Source organism: Streptomyces sp. NPDC042002, assembly GCF_055588305.1.
Genome location: NZ_JBVJCT010000015.1, coordinates 17,562 through 32,142 on the forward strand (window position 1 = coordinate 17,562; position 14,581 = coordinate 32,142).

The following is a 14,581-nucleotide window of genomic DNA, read 5'->3' on the forward strand; positions in this document are numbered from 1 at the left end:
CGTACCGATGCCGACGCAAGGGAAGGGTGGCCGTCATGCGCTACCGGCTCACGTTCGTCGCCGGACTGGCCCTGGGTTACGTGCTCGGCACGCGGGCCGGGCGCGAGCGCTACGAACAGCTGAAGAAGTCCATGCGCCAGGTCGCGCAGAACCCCGCCGTGCGCAACACCGCGGAGACCGCCGCCCAGCAGGGCCGCGAGATCGCGGGCAAGGCGCTGCACACCGTGAGCGAGAAGGTGGGCGACCGCGTCCCCGACTCGGTCACGGACCGGGTGCGCTCCCTGCGGGAGCGGAACACGGGCGCCGCGGGCGAGGACGACTGGGGCACCAGTAACACCTAGAGATCGAGACGACTGGGGCACCAGCAGTACCTGGGGTTCGAGACGGCTGGTGCGCCAGTAATACCTAGGGATCGTTGGGCGCGCCGGGTCCTGTGTGGCCGCTCGGCGCCGCCCGCCCCCGTCGTACGGCAGAATTTCCGCCATGGGGATAGTCGCCGGGCTGGACAGTGCGCCCGATTTCACTCGTATCGTCGTCTGCGACACCGACACGGGTGCCGTGCTGAGGCAGGGTTATGCGCCACATCCGCTCGACAGCGGCGAGGGTGGCGGCCGTCCTTCCGACGTGGATCCGCAGGCCTGGCTGCTGTCCCTGGGCGAGGCCGCGGGAGGCGGGCTCCTCGAAGGCGTCCAGGCCATCGGCGTGTCCGCCCAGCAGAACGGGCTCGTCCCGCTGGACGCGCAGGGCAACACCGTGCGCCCCGCGATGGTCGGCGGTGACAAGCGGGCGCAGGTCGCGGCGGCCGATCTGATCGACGCGTTCGGCGGGCGCGAGGCGTGGGCGCAGGCGGTGGGCAGTGTCCCACAGGCCGCGCAGCCGGTGACCAAACTGCGCTGGCTGAACAAGACCGAGCCCGAGGCCGCGAGACGCACCAGCATGCTGTTGCAGGCCCACGACTGGCTCGTATGGCAGCTCCTGGGGCGGCCGGTGCGCAGGACCACGGACCGGGGCGGCGCCTCGGGGACCGGGTACTGGTCGGCGGCGACCGGCCAGTACCGGCCTGACCTCATCGAACTGGCGCTCGGCCACCAGGCCGGGCTGCCCGACGTCCTCGGCCCGTCCGAGGCCGCCGGAACCACGCCCGAGGGGCTGCTGATCTCCGCCGGGACCGGCGAGACCATGGCGGCGGCGTTCGGACTCGGCATCGGGCTCGGCGACGCGGTGGTGTCGCTGGGCGCCTCCGGCTCCGTGATGGCCGTCCACACCGAGGCACTGGTGGACTCCACCGGCATGATCACCTCCCTGGCGGACGCGACCGGCATGCATCTTCCGGTCGTCACCACGCTCAACGCCGTACGGGCCCTGCGGGGGGCCGCCGAGCTCCTCGGCGTGTCCGACCTGGAGGGCCTGTCCGACCTGGCGATGAAGTCGACGCCGGGCTCCCACGGGCTCGTCCTGCTGCCGTACCTGGAGGGCGAGCGCACCCCGAACCTGCCGCACACGGCCGGGACGCTGGCCGGACTGCGCAGGGAGTCGATGCGGCCCGAGCACCTGGCGCGGGCGGCCTTCGAGGGCATGCTGTGCGGGCTCGCGGACGCGCTGGACGTGCTGCGCGGCCGGGGGGTCGACGTACGCCGGATATTCCTGCTCGGCCAGGCCGCCGAGCTGCCCGCCGTCCAGGCCGTGGCGCCCGCGCTGTTCGGCGCGCAGGTCGTCGTGCCGCAGCCCGCCGACTACGCGGCGCTCGGCGCGGCCCGTCAGGCGGCCTGGGCCCTCGGCGCCTCGCAGGGCACCCTCGACCCGCGGACCCCGCCCGCGTGGCAGGGGCCGGTCGCCCAGGTGCTGGAGCCCGGTGACGAACTCGCCGTGGGACAGGCCGTACGACAGCAGTACGTCTCCGTACGCGAACAGACGCATCCGGGGGCGTTCCGGTCGTAACCCCTCCGCGGGCGTACGTCCGAAGACGGAGGTGGGCTCCTTTTTTGGACCGCACTTGGGTTAATCGGTTGAGGTAACGCGGGTGGAGTGTTCGACGATAGGGGGTGGTGCACCATCCACCGCCTGCCGATCATCCCGCCATCGACGATTCCGAGAGACCCCGCGTGCTCATACGACTCCTGCGGACCCACCTCAGTCCGTACAAGAAACCCATCGCCCTGCTGGTGCTGCTGCAGTTCCTGCAGACCTGCGCCACGCTCTACCTGCCCACCCTGAACGCGCACATCATCGACAACGGTGTCGTGAAGGGGGACACGGGCTACATCCTGTCCTTCGGCGCCCTGATGATCGGGATCTCGCTGACCCAGGTCGTCTGCAACATCGGGGCCGTCTACTTCGGCGCCCGTACGGCGTCCGCGGTCGGCCGGGACATCCGGGGCGCCGTCTTCGACCGCGTCCAGTCCTTCTCGGCGCGTGAGGTGGGCCACTTCGGCGCGCCGTCGCTGATCACCCGCACCACCAATGACGTCCAGCAGGTGCAGATGCTCGCCCTGATGACGTTCACCCTGCTGGTGTCGGCGCCGATCATGTGTGTGGGCGGCATCATCCTGGCCCTCGGCCTGGACGTGCCGCTGTCCGCGGTGCTCGTCGCCGTGGTGCCGACCCTCGGCATCTGCGTGACGCTCATCGTGCGCCGGCTGCGCCCGCTGTTCCGCACCATGCAGGTGCGTCTGGACACCGTGAACCGGGTGCTGCGCGAGCAGATCACCGGCAACCGCGTGATCCGCGCGTTCGTGCGCGACGGCTACGAGAAGGAGCGCTTCAAGGGCGCCAACACCGACCTCACCGAGACGTCGCTGGCCACCGGCCGGATGCTGGCCCTGATGTTCCCGATGGTCATGACGGTGGTGAACCTGTCGTCGATCGCGGTCGTCTGGTTCGGCGCCCACCGCATCGACAGCGGCCAGATGCAGATCGGTGATCTGACCGCGTTCCTGGCCTACCTGATGCAGATCGTGATGTCCGTGATGATGGCCACCTTCATGTTCATGATGGTGCCGCGCGCGGAGGTGTGCGCCGAGCGCATCCAGGAGGTCCTGGACACCGAGAGCAGCGTGGTCCCGCCCGTCGCGCCCGTCCTGGAGCTGCGCCGGCACGGCCACCTGGAGATCCGCGAGGCCGGGTTCCGCTACCCGGGCGCCGAGGAGCCGGTCCTGAGGTCCGTCGACCTGGTCGCGCGCCCCGGTGAGGTCACCGCGGTCATCGGGTCGACCGGCAGTGGGAAGTCGACCCTGCTCGGCATGATCCCCCGCCTGTTCGACGCCACCGACGGCCAGGTCCTGGTCGACGGCGTGGACGTCGCGACGATCGAGCCGAAGCTGCTGGCCAGGACCGTCGGACTGGTCCCGCAGAAGCCGTACCTGTTCGCGGGGACCGTCGCCACGAACCTGCGCTACGGCAACCCGGAGGCGACCGACGAGGAACTGTGGCACGCGCTGGAGGTGGCGCAGGCCAAGGGCTTCGTGGAACAGCTGGAGAACGGCCTCGACTCGCCGATCGCGCAGGGCGGGACGAACGTGTCCGGCGGCCAGCGTCAGCGCCTGGCCATCGCCCGCACCCTCGTACAGCGCCCCGAGATCTATCTCTTCGACGACTCCTTCTCCGCCCTCGACTACGCGACCGACGCGGCGCTGCGCGCGGCCCTCACCGCGGAGACCGCGGAGGCGACCGTGGTGATCGTCGCCCAGCGGGTGTCGACCATCAGGGAGGCCGACCGGATCGTGGTCCTCGACGAGGGCCGGGTCGTCGGCAGCGGACGGCATCACGAACTGATGGCGGACAACGAGACCTACCGGGAGATCGTGCTCTCCCAGCTGACGGAAGCGGAGGCCGCCTGATGGCCGGGCCTATGGGGCGCATGATGGCCGGGACCGGCCCTGACCAGCGCTCGATGGATTTCAAGGTGTCGGGCCGACGGCTCCTCACCCAGTTCAAGCCCGAGCGCGCCACGCTGTACGTGATGCTGGTCACGGTCGTCGTGAGCGTGGGCCTCTCCGTGGTCGGCCCGAAGATCCTCGGCAGGGCCACCGACCTGGTCTTCTCGGGGATCGTCGGACGCCAGATGCCGGCCGGGGCCACCAAGGCCCAGGCCCTCGACTCGCTGCGCGCGCACGGCAAGGGCGCCGTCGCCGACATGCTCTCGGGGACGGACTTCACCCCCGGCAAGGGCATCGACTTCAGCGCCGTCGGGAACATCCTGCTGCTCGCGCTCTGCACGTTCCTGCTGGCCGGCCTGCTGATGGCGGTGGCGACGCGGCTGGTGAACCGGTCCGTCAACAGGACCGTCTACCGCATGCGCGAGGACCTGCAGGCGAAGCTGTCGCGGCTGCCGCTGTCGTACTTCGACAAGCGTCAGCGCGGTGAGGTCCTCAGCCGCGCGACGAACGACATGGACAACATCCAGCAGACGCTCCAGCAGTCGATGGGCCAGCTCGTCAACTCGCTGCTGACCATCGTGGGCGTGCTCGCGATGATGTTCTGGGTGTCGCCGCTGCTCGCGCTCGTCGCGCTGGTCACGGTGCCGCTGTCGTTCGTCGTGGCCACCCGGGTCGGCAAGCGCTCGCAGCCGCACTTCGTGCAGCAGTGGCGCACCACCGGCAAGCTCAACGCCCACATCGAGGAGATGTACACCGGCCACAACCTCGTGAAGGTGTTCGGGCGGGCGGACGAGTCGGCGGCGCAGTTCGCCGAGCAGAACGACAAGCTGTACGAGGCCGGGTTCAAGGCGCAGTTCAACAGCGGCGTCATGCAGCCGCTGATGATGTTCGTGTCGAACCTGAACTACGTGCTGGTGGCCGTCGTCGGCGGTCTGCGGGTGGCCTCGGGCTCGCTGTCGATCGGTGACGTGCAGGCCTTCATCCAGTACTCCCGCCAGTTCTCGATGCCGCTGACGCAGGTCGCGTCGATGGCGAACCTGGTGCAGTCGGGCGTCGCGTCGGCGGAACGGGTCTTCGAGGTCCTCGACGCGGACGAGCAGGAGGCGGACCCGGCGGAGTCGGTCCGTCCCGAGGAGCTGCGCGGGCGCGTGGCGCTGGAGAACGTGTCCTTCCGGTACGACCCGGAGAAGCCGCTCATCGAGGATCTCTCGCTGAAGGTGGAGCCGGGCCAGACGGTGGCCATCGTCGGCCCGACCGGCGCCGGCAAGACGACCCTGGTGAACCTGCTCATGCGGTTCTACGACGTCACGGGCGGCCGGATCACCCTCGACGGGGTCGATGTGGCGTCGATGTCCCGCGACGAGCTGAGGTCCGGGATAGGGATGGTGCTCCAGGACACCTGGCTGTTCGGGGGCACGATCGCCGACAACATCGCGTACGGGGCCTCGCGGGACGTCACCCGCGGGGAGATCGAGGAGGCGGCGCGCGCGGCGCACGCCGACCGGTTCATCCGCACGCTGCCCGAGGGCTACGACACGGTGATCGACGACGAGGGATCGGGGGTCAGCGCGGGCGAGAAGCAACTGATCACGATCGCCCGCGCGTTCCTGTCGGACCCGGTGATCCTGGTGCTCGACGAGGCGACCAGCTCCGTCGACACCCGGACCGAGGTGCTGATCCAGAAGGCGATGGCGAAGCTGGCGCACGGCCGGACGTCGTTCGTGATCGCCCACCGTCTGTCGACGATCCGGGACGCGGACACCATCCTCGTGATGGAGGACGGGTCCATCGTGGAACAGGGCGCCCACGCGGAGCTGCTGGAGTCCGGCGGGGCCTACGCCCGCCTGTACCAGGCGCAGTTCGCCCAGGCGGTCGCCGAGGTCGACTAGCCCCGCCTCCCCTGGACCCCCGCTGAAGAGATTCAGCCCCTCCGGCGTTTGAGGAGCGGGGGTCCGGGGGCAGCGCCCCCGATGCGGGAAGGGAAGGGGCGGAGGGGGCGAAGAAAGCCGTTGCCCCGGCGAGCCCCCTCAGTCCAGATAGCCCCGGAGCTGGTCGGCAAAAGCATGGTCCCGCAGCTTGTTGAGGGTCTTGGACTCGATCTGGCGGATGCGCTCGCGTGTGACGCCGAAGATCCGGCCGATCTCCTCCAGGGTGCGCGGACGCCCGTCCGCCAGCCCGTACCGGAGCTGGACGACCTTGCGCTCCCGCTCGCCCAGCGTGGACAGCACCGCCTCCAGATGCTGCCTGAGCAGCAGGAACGCCGCGGACTCCACCGGGGACGTCGCGTCGCCGTCCTCGATGAGATCGCCGAGGGCCACGTCGTCCTCCTCGCCCACGGGGGCGTGCAGGGACACGGGTTCCTGGGCCAGCCGCAGGACTTCGCTCACCCGTTCGCCGGTCAGGTCGAGATGGGCCGCGACCTCTTCGGGACTGGGCTCGTAACCGCGCTCCTGGAGCATTCGCCGCTGTACGCGGACCACCCGGTTGATCAGCTCGACCACGTGCACCGGGACGCGAATGGTGCGCGCCTGGTCGGCGAGGGCGCGCGACATGGCCTGCCGGATCCACCAGGTGGCGTACGTGGAGAACTTGTAGCCGCGGGCGTAGTCGAACTTCTCGACGGCCCTGATCAGGCCGAGGTTGCCCTCCTGGACCAGGTCGAGCATGGTCAGGCCGCGGCCCACGTACCGCTTGGCCACGGAGACGACGAGCCGCAGGTTCGCCTCGATGAGCCGGCGCTTGGCCATCCGGCCCATGACGACGATCTTGTCCAGGTCCAGGGCTAGCTGACTGTCCAGGTCGGGGGCGCGCCGGAGCTTCTCCTCGGCGAACAGCCCGGCCTCGACGCGGCGGGCGAGGTCGACCTCCTCGGCCGCCGTGAGCAGCGGGATCCGGCCGATCTCCCGCAGATACTGGCGGAACAGGTCGGACGAGGGGCCGCCGGTGTCGGCGGCGCGGACCCGGGCCGGCTCCACGGGTTCGGGGGCCTCGGTCTCCACCTCCACCTCCACCTCCACCTCCGCCTCCGCCCCGGGGGCCTCCCCAGGAGCCTCGGGGGGGCTCTCCGGTTCGGCCTCGGGATGGTGCGCGGCACGGCGCTGCGCGGGAACCGCCGCGACGACGTCGGTATCCGCGTCCGTGTCGATGGTGTTGTCGGTCTGGGCGAGCGTCTGGGTCTGCACGGGGGCGACCTCCAGGAATGTCGCTGCTGAGGCGTGCGGCAGCGGTACGTCGGGGATGGGGTCGACGGCCTCGCCGCTGTCCATCCCGTAGTCGTTTGGCGGAACCGCGGGGATCGCGAACCCGTCGCGTGCGGGTCGGCCGCGCTCCGAGGACTCAGGCACCGGAACCCAGTGTGGAGTACGACACATCGCTGCCACGAGGGGCGTGCGGTGACTTTTTGCGTCCGGTCCGTGACCGCCTGGTTACTGTCCTGGACGAGTGCGCAGCTCAGCGAAGACGAAACCTGCGGAAGCGCGTACGGGATTGGCATGTGCGCCGGCCGCTCCGAGCGCCCGCCCCGCCCCGGCGGTCCCGCCGGTTCACCCGCGGAACATCCCCGGAACGCCGTCGTCCGGCCTCAGAGGGCTTCGGCGCCCTTCTCACGGAGCGCCTGCTCGTACTGCTGGAGAACCCACAACTCGTTCTGTACGGCGGCCAGCCGGGCCGGGTCGCCGCCCGCGCTGAGGCGGGACAGGGAGCCCTGGACGTCCCGGATGCGGCGGTCGACGGCGCGGCGGCGGACCATGACGAGCTGGTCGCCCGCGTAGGTCTCGTCGACGGTCTTGCGCATGATCGCCTCGACGGCCAGCTCGGTGACCATCGCGCGCACCACGTCGTCCGGGGCGGCGTCGCGGACCCGGATCAGATACTCCTGGGGGTCCTGGGCACCGTACTCGGCGCCGCCCGCGTCCATGACGGCCTGGCGCACGGCCGCGTAGGGCGCGGCGGTGAACTCGTCCATGCCGTACGCGTCGAACGCCGGGGCGACCAACTCGGGCCGTTGGAGGGCGAGTTTGAGCAGCTCGCGCTCGGTGGCGAAGACGGGGTTGCGCAGGGTGAGGGCCGGGCCGCCGCCGGTGGGCGCCTGGGTGGCGGTATACGTCTGCTGGGGGCGGGCGCCGGCCGGCGCGGGGCCCATGCCGCCGCGGTCGCGGGCCCAACGGGCCAGCTGGGAAACCCTCTTGACGACGAACTGGGTGTCGAGGATGCCGAGCATGCCGGCGAGCTGCACGGCGACCTCGTGCTGTGCGCCGCTGTTCTTGATGCGGGCGACGATCGGGGCGGCCTCGTCGAGGGCTGCCGCGCGTCCCGCCGGGGTCTCCAGGTCGTAGCGCAGGACGATCTGGCGCAGCGCGAACTCGAAGAGGGGGGTGCGGGGTTCGACCAGGTCGGCGACGGCCGCGTCGCCCTTGGCTAGGCGCAGCTCGCAGGGGTCCATGCCGTCGGGCGCGATGGCGATGTAGGTCTCGGCGGCGAACTTCTGGTCGTCCTCGAAGGCGCGCAGGGCGGCCTTCTGGCCGGCCGCGTCGCCGTCGAAGGTGAAGATCACCCGGGCCGAGCCGTTGTCCATCAGAAGCCGGCGGAGGATCTTGATGTGGTCGCCGCCGAACGCCGTGCCGCAGGTCGCGATGGCGGTGGTGATGCCGGCCAGGTGGCAGGCCATGACGTCGGTGTAGCCCTCGACGACGACCGCCCGGCTGCTCTTGGCGATGTCCTTCTTGGCGAGGTCGATGCCGTACAGGACCTGGGACTTCTTGTAGATCGCGGTGTCGGGCGTGTTCAGGTACTTCGGTCCGTTGTCGGACTCGTACAGCTTGCGGGCGCCGAAGCCGACGACCTCGCCGCCGATGTCGCGGATCGGCCACATGAGGCGGCCGCGGAAGCGGTCGATGGGGCCGCGGCGGCCCTCCTGGGCGAGGCCGGAGAGGACCAGTTCCTTGTCGGTGAAGCCCTTGCCGCGCAGATGGCGGGTGAGGTGGTCCCAGCCCTGGGGGCTGTAGCCGACACCGAAGTGGGCGGCGGCGGCCTGGTCGAAGCCGCGCTCGGCGAGGAACGTACGGCCCGTGTCGGCCTCGGGGCTGGTGTCGAGCTGCTCGATGTAGAACTTGGCGGCCGCGTTGTGCGCCTCGACCAGGCGGATGCGCTCGCCGCGCTGGTGGGCGGGGTTGTACCCGCCCTCCTCGTAGCGCAGCGTGATGCCGGCCTGGGCGGCGAGGCGCTCGACCGACTCGGAGAAGGTGAGGTGGTCGACCTTCATCACGAACGTGATGGTGTCGCCGCCCTCCTGGCAGCCGAAGCAGTGGAAGAGGCCCTTGCTGGGGCTGACCTGGAAGGACGGTGACTTCTCGTCGTGGAAGGGGCAGAGACCCTTGAGGTTTCCGCCGCCCGCGTTGCGCAACTGGAGGTACTCGGACACCACGGCGTCGATCGGGACCGCGTCCCGAACAGCCTTCACGTCCTCGTCATTGATCCTGCCTGCCACGTGGTGATTCTACGGGGCCGCACCGACACTCCCGGGGCACATGGACGACCACCGGGCCGGGGTCCGGTGGCGCGCCCCCGGAATCCCCGGCACGGGGCGCTCCTGGAGCCGGGCCACGCGTGGGTCACGGGGCCCGGCTCCGCCGGTCAGGGGGCCAGGCTCTCCAGCGGAACGTGCGGGTCGGCGAGCGCTTCGGTGTCCACCGCGGCCCGGGAGCGGATGAGCCGCTGGATGGGCTCCGTGACGTCCCACACATTCACGTTCATCCCGGCCAGCAGCCTGCCCTCCTTCACCCAGAAGGCGATGAACTCCCGCTTGCCCGCGTCGCCGCGGATCACCACCTGGTCGTACGACCCCGGGGGCGCCCAGCCGGAGTACTCCAGACCCACGTCGTACTGGTCGGAGAAGAAATAGGGCACGCGGTCGTACGCCGTCCCGCGGCCCAGCATCGAGCGGGCGGCGGCCGGTCCGCCGTTGAGGGCGTTGGCCCAGTGCTCGACGCGCAGCCGGGTGTCGAGGAGGCCGTGGTGGAAGGAGGCGACGTCACCGGCCGCGTAGACATCGGGGTCGGAGGTGCGCAGCTGGTCGTCGACCGCGATGCCGCCGCCGTGCGCGCGGTCGGCCAACGTCAGGCCGGCGGCCTCGGCGAGGCCGGTGCGCGGGGCGGCGCCGATGGCCGCGAGGACGTCGTGGGCGGGGTGCTCCTCGCCGTCGTCGGTGCGGGCGGCCAGCACCATGCCGTCCTGGCCGACGATCTCGGTGAGCTGGGCCCCGAAGTGGAAGCGGACGCCGTGCTCGCGGTGCAGTTCGGCGAAGAGCTGGCCCAGTTCGGGGCCGAGCACGTTGTGCAGGGGGGTGGCCGCGGGTTCGACGACGGTGACCTCGGCGCCGTACTCGCGGGCCGCGGCGGCGACCTCCAGGCCGATCCACCCGGCGCCGGCGATGACGAGGTGTCCGTTGTCCCGGCCCAGCGCGGCGAGGACGCCCTTGAGCCGCTCGGCGTGGGCGAGGCGGCGCAGGTGGTGGACGCCGGCGAGGTCGGTGCCCGGGATGTCGAGGCGGCGCGGCTCGGCACCGGTCACGATGAGCAGTTTGTCGTAGTGGACGAGGGTGCCGTCGTCACCGAAACGGACCGTCTTGGCCGTGCGGTCGATCGCGTCGACGGTCTGGCCGAGATGCAGTTCGATGTCGTTCTGCGCGTACCAGGCGGGTTCGTGGACGAAGACGCTGTCGCGCTCCTCCTTGCCGAGGAGGTAGCCCTTGGACAGCGGGGGGCGTTCGTAGGGGTGGTCGCGCTCGTCGCAGATCAGTATCACGCGGCCGGTGAAGCCCTCCGCTCGGAGCGTCTCGGCCGCCTTGGCGCCTGCCAGGCCTCCTCCGACGATGACGAATGTCTGATCCGCGTCGACCACTTGATGCCTCCTCGTAAGGATGTCGCCATATGCGAGCCTCCCGCACGGAGCGTGATGGGGGAAGGGGGAGTGGCCCGATCGGGCCACGCAGGGTCACACTTGTCCGCCCCCGTCCTTCTCCTTGTGTGGGAATCCCGGCCTTCGGGCCGGGCGGGAAAAGCGTCCTGAGTGCCGGAGCCGCGGAGCGGCATGTCAGGCTCCGCATCTGCCTTCGGCAGCGGTCAGGGCCTGGCCGTCATGAAACTCCTTGGAGTCGATTGAGAAGCCCCCTCGTTCACGAGGGGGAGGAGTCACGGGAACGCGTGGTGAGCCTGCGATGCAGGGAACGCGCCGAGGCATCCGTGAGGGACGCGATCTGGTCGACGATCACGCGCTTGCGGGCGCGGTCGTCGGCCGCGTGGTCGAACAGTGCCCGGAACTGCGGATCCAGTATCCCGGGGGCGCGGGCGGTGAGCGCCTCGGCGAGCTCGGCGACGACGATCCGCTGGTCGGCGCGGAGCCGCTCCTGCTCGGCGCGCTGCATCACGTACCGGTCGGCGACCGCCTTGAGGACGGCGCACTCGTGCCGGGCGTCTCGCGGGACGACCAGTTCCGCCGCGTACCGGGTGAGGCGCCCGCTGCCGTACCGGGCGCGGGTGGCGCCCTCCGCGGCCAGGCAGAAACGGCCGATGAGCTGGCTGGTGGCGTCCTTCAGCCGGGCCTGCGCGACGGCCGATCCGTCGTACCCGTGCGGCCACCACTCCTGGCCGAGGAGCCGGTCGAGGGCCTCGGCCAGCTCGGCCGGATCGGTGTCCTCGGGCACGTACCGCCCGATGGCGACGGCGAAGATCTCCTGGCGTTCCGGTTCGGAGTGCAGGCTGGCGGTGTCGATGTGGCCGGCGTGCAGGCCGTCCTCGACGTCGTGCACCGAGTACGCCACGTCGTCGGCCCAGTCCATCACCTGGGCCTCGAAGCACGTACGCGAACCGGGGGCGCCCTTGCGGATCCAGTCGAAGACCGGCCGGTCGTCCTCGTAGACCCCGAATTTCGGCGACTTCGGGTCGGTGGGACGGGCGCCTCTCGGCCAGGGGTATTTGGTGGCGGCGTCGAGGGCGGCGCGGGTGAGGTTGAGGCCGACGCTGACGAGGTCGTCGCCCGCCGCGGCGGAGGCCGAGGTCACCATGTCGCTGCGCACGAAGCGCTTGGGCTCGATCCGGGTGAGCAGGCGCAGCGACTGGGCGTTTCCCTCGAATCCGCCGCAGTCCTCCGCGAATTCGTTGAGCGCCTGCTCGCCGTTGTGCCCGAAGGGCGGGTGGCCCAGGTCGTGCGAGAGACAGGCCGCCTCGACCAGGTCCGGGTCGCAGCCGAGGGCGGCGCCCAGCTCCCGGCCCACCTGCGCGCACTCCAGGGAGTGGGTCAGCCGCGTCCGCGGACTGGCGTCCCACACCTGGATGGGCGCCCCGCCCGATCCGGCGGGGCCGAGGACCTGGGGAAGGGTGCCGGGGGTGACGACCTGGGTCTTGCCCGCGAGGCGGCGCAGGGCCGCGGAGTGCAGCACGCGCGCGCGGTCGCGCTGGAAGGCGGTGCGGCCGGGGCGTTTGTCGGGCTCGACGGCCCAGCGCTCGACGGCCGACACGTCGTACTCATGGTGCGCGGTGTTGTTCTCGTACGTCTGTGGTGCCTGTGGTGTCTGCGGTGCCTCTGGTGCGGTGTCTTCGGTCTTCGGTGCCATGCCTTCCATGTACCGACAGTAGACGCAGGCACTGACAATCGGGACGCGGCCACCGGCAGCGCGGTGCCGGGCGCGGGTTGAGGCGCCGGGGTCAGGCCGGGACCAGGGTGCGCTCAGGGGTGGACTCGGGGGCCGCGAGGGCCTGGTCGTAGCGGTGCAGGACCAGGCGGGCCATCGCCGGGTGGTCGCCCAGCGGTTCGGCGCAGATCCAGGGGGCGGCCTCGGCGCACTGCGTGGCGAAGCGGCCGGGTGCGGTGAAGTACGAGGCGACGGCGATCCGGTGGCGGCCCCGCGCGGCGAGCGCGCGCACGGCGGCGGGGACGGTGGGCGCGGCGGCGGACGCGTACGCCGGGACGACCGGGACGCCGAGGCGTTCGGCGAGGAGCTGGGCGGTGCGGCGGGTGTCGGCGGCCGAGTCCGGGGCACGGGACCCGGCGGACGCGAGGACGACGGCGCTCGCGCGGCGCGCCGAGTCGCTCAACCTGGTACGCCAACCGGCCTCGACGAGGCGGGCGTAGAGGGTTTCCACGACCAGCGGGTGCGGGCCGAGCGGGGCGGCGACCCGGGCGTTCAGGCCGGGGACGGCGGCCGCGGTCTCGGGGATGTCCCGCCGGACGTGGTAGCCGCGGCCGAGCAGCAGCGGTACGAGGACGGCGTCCTCCCCGCCGGCCAGGGAGGCGAGCGTGTCGCGGAGCAGGGGCTCGTTCAGCTCGATGTGGCCGAGGCGCACGGACAGGTGGGGGCGCAGCTCACGGACGCGTTCGATCAGGGTGCGCACGGTGGCGAGCGCGCGCGGGTCGCGGCTGCCGTGGGCGGCCAGGACGAGCGCGGGCGGTGCCGGACGGCGGGTGCCGTCGAGCGAGACGAGGCTGAGCTGGCTGCCGAGCTGGCCGGCGATCCGGTTCATGAGCTGCGCCGTACTGTCCAGGTGGCCTTCGAGGTGGGCACCGCGGGGCGGCGGCCCGCCGAGGCGGTGGGAGGACGCGTCGCGGGCGGGGTTCGAGGCCGTCATGGATCGATCCTGACGGTACGAGGTTGCCGGGCCGTTGCGTGGGTATGTCGGGTGTTTTCCGACGGTTCACCGAACGGCGCCGGCCCGGTGTGAGGGGCTTCCACCTGCGGCTCCTTCCTGCCGTGGGCCCCGGGGCGGTGGACCCCGGCGAACCGAACGGCCTTACGATGCGTCCTCATATGACGAACGGGAACGCGGAATCCGGCGCGGGAGCCGCACCGACGACCGGACCGACGACCGCACGAGAACCGAGCCGAGAACCGAAGCGGAATCGGCCGCGGAGGCCGACCCCGGCCGACGCGAGTACCGCCGCACGTGACGGCCGGCCCGAGCGCCGCCGCGAGTGACGACACATGGGGGGACACCGAATCATGCCGCGCCCGAGCTTCCGCAGACCACGTCTGCTCCGCCTGCCGCCGCTGCCGCGTACGCGCAAGGGGCAACGGCGGGCCGTACAGGCGCTGATGATCCTGTGCGTGCTGGCGCTGCTCCCGGCGACCTGGCTGTACGTGGCGACGAGCGACCGGCTGCGGACGACGGCGGACGCCCCGCGCACCGAGGTCGCGATCGTGTTCGGCGCGGGTCTGTCGGCCGGCGGGCCGTCCGCGTACCTCGCCCACCGCCTGGACGCCGCCGCGAAACTGTACCGGGCCGGCCGGATCGAGGTCGTCCTCGTCACCGGCGACAACAGCCGCGAGGACTACGACGAGCCCGACGCGATGCGCACCTACCTCACCGCGCACGGGGTGCCCGACCGGCGGATCGTCAGCGACTACGCCGGCTTCGACACCTGGGACTCCTGCGTCCGCGCCCGCAAGATCTTCGGTGTCCACGAGGCCGTCCTGATCAGCCAGGGCTTCCACATCCGCCGTGCTCTCGCCCTGTGCCAGGCGGCGGGCGTCCGCTCGTACGGCATCGGCGTCGACGCCAAGCACGACGCCACCTGGTACTACGGCGGCACCCGTGAGATCTTCGCGGCCGGCAAGGCCGCGCTGGACACGGTGTTCGAGCCGGATCCGCATTTCCTGGGGCCGAAGGAGCGCGGGGTGACCCGGGCACTGGCGGCGGCCCGCTAGCGGCGCCGTA

Annotated in this window: 10 protein-coding genes; 5 read left to right on the plus strand and 5 right to left on the minus strand. The window is 71.4% G+C overall.

Annotated elements, in window-relative coordinates; translation table 11 throughout:
- Positions 1–35 precede the first annotated feature (35 nt).
- The 4 genes from ACZ6KY_RS22435 to ACZ6KY_RS22450 all read left to right on the plus strand — a co-directional run bounded on the left by ACZ6KY_RS22435 (position 36) and on the right by ACZ6KY_RS22450 (position 5,764).
- A complete protein-coding gene (locus ACZ6KY_RS22435) occupies positions 36–341 on the plus strand; it encodes a YtxH domain-containing protein (protein ID WP_469312058.1) in 306 nt (101 codons plus the stop codon).
- Positions 342–483: 142 nt separating this feature from the next.
- Positions 484–1,938 (plus strand): FGGY family carbohydrate kinase, encoded by a 1,455-nt coding sequence (locus ACZ6KY_RS22440; RefSeq protein ID WP_469312059.1) that lies wholly within the window; start codon positions 484–486, stop codon positions 1,936–1,938.
- 164 nt (positions 1,939–2,102) lie between these two features.
- The gene (locus ACZ6KY_RS22445; RefSeq protein WP_469312060.1) at positions 2,103–3,836 is read left to right on the plus strand and encodes an ABC transporter ATP-binding protein; all 1,734 of its coding nucleotides are present in this window, start codon (positions 2,103–2,105) and stop codon (positions 3,834–3,836) included.
- The gene (locus ACZ6KY_RS22450) at positions 3,836–5,764 is read left to right on the plus strand and encodes an ABC transporter ATP-binding protein (RefSeq protein WP_469312061.1); all 1,929 of its coding nucleotides are present in this window, start codon (positions 3,836–3,838) and stop codon (positions 5,762–5,764) included. Before ACZ6KY_RS22445 ends, ACZ6KY_RS22450 begins: the two co-directional genes overlap by 1 nt.
- 138 nt (positions 5,765–5,902) lie before the next feature.
- On the opposite strand, the gene ACZ6KY_RS22455 is transcribed toward ACZ6KY_RS22450, so the two are convergent.
- From ACZ6KY_RS22455 to ACZ6KY_RS22475, 5 genes are all read right to left on the minus strand, one after another.
- Positions 5,903–7,219, minus strand: coding sequence for an RNA polymerase sigma factor (locus tag ACZ6KY_RS22455; protein WP_469312062.1), 1,317 nt, complete (start codon positions 7,217–7,219; stop codon positions 5,903–5,905).
- Positions 7,220–7,455: 236 nt separating this feature from the next.
- Entirely contained in the window at positions 7,456–9,360 is a 1,905-nt protein-coding gene (gene dnaG / locus ACZ6KY_RS22460) for a DNA primase (protein WP_469312063.1), read from the minus strand.
- Between the two features lie 146 nt (positions 9,361–9,506).
- Positions 9,507–10,772, minus strand: a complete 1,266-nt coding sequence (locus ACZ6KY_RS22465; RefSeq protein ID WP_469312064.1) for an NAD(P)/FAD-dependent oxidoreductase — start codon at positions 10,770–10,772, stop codon at positions 9,507–9,509.
- A 274-nt stretch (positions 10,773–11,046) separates the two neighbouring features.
- Positions 11,047–12,492 carry a deoxyguanosinetriphosphate triphosphohydrolase gene (locus ACZ6KY_RS22470; protein ID WP_469312065.1) on the minus strand — a complete coding sequence of 482 codons (1,446 nt, stop codon included), beginning with the start codon at positions 12,490–12,492 and terminating at the stop codon, positions 11,047–11,049.
- A gap of 82 nt (positions 12,493–12,574) precedes the next feature.
- On the minus strand, positions 12,575–13,390 hold the full coding sequence (locus ACZ6KY_RS22475) for a sirohydrochlorin chelatase (protein WP_469312176.1): 816 nt from the start codon (positions 13,388–13,390) through the stop codon (positions 12,575–12,577).
- Positions 13,391–13,866: 476 nt separating this feature from the next.
- On the opposite strand from ACZ6KY_RS22475, the gene ACZ6KY_RS22480 reads away from it, so the two are divergent.
- Positions 13,867–14,571, plus strand: coding sequence for a SanA/YdcF family protein (locus ACZ6KY_RS22480; protein ID WP_469312066.1), 705 nt, complete (start codon positions 13,867–13,869; stop codon positions 14,569–14,571).
- Positions 14,572–14,581 lie beyond the last annotated feature (10 nt).